The following is a 1,949-nucleotide window of genomic DNA, read 5'->3' as shown; positions in this document are numbered from 1 at the left end:
CAAAGCCACCCGGTCAGGTCATGACGCGGGACTGGGGTCCATGGCGGCGACAACCGGAAATTTCTGCCGGTACGCCCGTCTACCAAGGATGGATCAGTCAATCCTGGCTGAGCATCGACGAGGCCTAGCTAGAGCGTTTCCGGTTTAATCTGGGTCGTATCCTGCCGCAGCGAAGAAGTTGGCGCACTCGTCTGGGGTGACAGTGTCGATGAGGTGTCCGATGGCCGACCATAGCCCTTCGACATTGCGCTCGGCGGCCTTGCGCAGCAGCGCCTTGAGCTTCGAGAAGGCCACCTCATCCTGAGCCTGTCGAAGGATCGATCGGGTTGAAGTCCGGGGAGTAGGGCGGGAGGAACAGCAACTGCGCGCCGGCCGCTTCGATGGCCGCGCGCACGGCCGGTCCCTTGTGGCTGCCGAGGTTGTCCATCACGACGATGTCGCCGGGTGTGAGTTCGGGTACGAGCACGCGCTCGACGTAGGCCTTGAAGACGTCGCGGTTGATCGGTCCGTCCAGCACGAACGGCGCGGCAATCCCGGACAGGCGCAGGCCCGCCACCAGGGTGGTGGTCCTCCAATGGCCGTGCGGCACGGGAGAGCGCAACCGCTCTCCGCGCGGTGCGCGCCCGCGGGTGCGGGCCATGTTGGTCGCCGTCCAGGTCTCGTCGAGGAACACGAGGCGGCTGGGATCAAGGTCGGGCTGGCCCTCAAACCACGCCTCGCGGGCAGCCTTCACGTCCGGGCGATCCTGCTCGGTCGCGTGAGCTGTTTTTTTTGTACGTCAGGCCGCGGGCGTCGAGGAAGCTCCACCGGGTCCCCAGCCCGACCGTGAGCGCGTGTTCCTCCCGCAGGCGGACCCGCATCGCCTCCAGGGTGATAGGGTGATATCGTCCCGCCCGGCGATCAGACCGCGCACGAACGCCTCGTACGCATCGAGCTTGGAGCCGCGTGCCCGCCCTTGTGGTCGGGCCGCCACCGTTCCAGTCGTGGCCAGTGCCGTCATCCAGCGGACCGCCGTTGCGGCACCGACTCCGAAGCGCTTGGCCGCCTGCCGGCGCGAAGTCGAGCCTGCCGCATCCACGACACGCTCACGCAGATCCTGGCTGTAGGGCCGGCCCATGTTCTGCTCCTCATCTGGAGCGCGCAATGAATCAGCCCAACAGCCCCGCGTGAACCCCAGGCATCCGACTCAGCGCAAACCGAAAACGCTCTAGAAGTTCGGTCCCGGCATGTGGTGTGACGGGTCGAGCTTGAAGCGTTCGAGCTCTTTCGTCCAGGTCTGGCAGATGAACTCGGAGGGCGTGAGGCCGCGCAGGGTCTTGAGCCGGCGGCCGCAGTTGTAGGCATCCACGAACAGCTGCAGGTGCTGCCGGAGCTCGTCATGGCTGGCGTAATGGTAGCGCTTGACCGTGGCGTCCTTGTTGGTTCGGTTCATCCGCTCGACTTGACCATTCGTCCACGGGCAGCGCGGCTTGGTCAGGCGATGCTCGATCTTGGTCTGCTCGCAGGCCCAATCAAACGAGTGCCAGCGGTAGATGCGCGGCCGATCCTGGGTCGCCCAGTAGGCAACCGCCTTGGCCTCGGCCTCCTCGTCCACCGGATGATTGTCGGCGAACGGGATGCCATTATCCGTCAGCACCGTGTGGATCGTGTACGGCACGGCAGCGACCAGATCGTGGAGAAAGGCTGCCGCGATCCGCTGTGTTGCCGTCTCATGCCGTTGAACGAAGGCAAACTTGCTCGTGCGGTCGATGGCTACGAACAGGTGCAGCTTGCCCTGTTCGGTGCTGACCTGCACGATGTCGATGTGGAAGCAGCCGATTGGGTGGGCCTTGAAGCGCGAGCGCTTGGGCTTGTCGCCGTCAACATCCGGCAGGCGGCTGATGCCGTGACGCTGCAGGCAGCGATGCAGCGACGAACGGGTCCGATGCGGTGACCTGACCGGGTGGCTT

At 65.3% G+C, this 1,949-nt stretch carries 1 protein-coding gene and 1 pseudogene; both read right to left on the bottom strand.

All coding sequences use genetic code 11. The features are described 5' to 3' along the window. Positions 1 to 144: 144 nt before the first annotated feature. A pseudogene (locus WYO_RS29690) lies at positions 145 to 1,117 on the bottom strand (IS630 family transposase). Positions 1,118 to 1,207: 90 nt separating this feature from the next. Then, the coding region (locus tag WYO_RS04060) for an IS481 family transposase (RefSeq protein WP_007559381.1) at positions 1,208 to 1,949 on the bottom strand (742 nt) is incomplete at its 5' end.

The sequence above is a fragment of the Methylobacterium sp. GXF4 genome (assembly GCF_000272495.1).
GTDB classification, from domain to species: Bacteria; Pseudomonadota; Alphaproteobacteria; order Rhizobiales; family Beijerinckiaceae; genus Methylobacterium; species Methylobacterium brachiatum.
The sequence above is the reverse complement of the archived record's forward strand: the minus strand, read 5'-3'. Positions and strand labels throughout refer to the sequence as shown.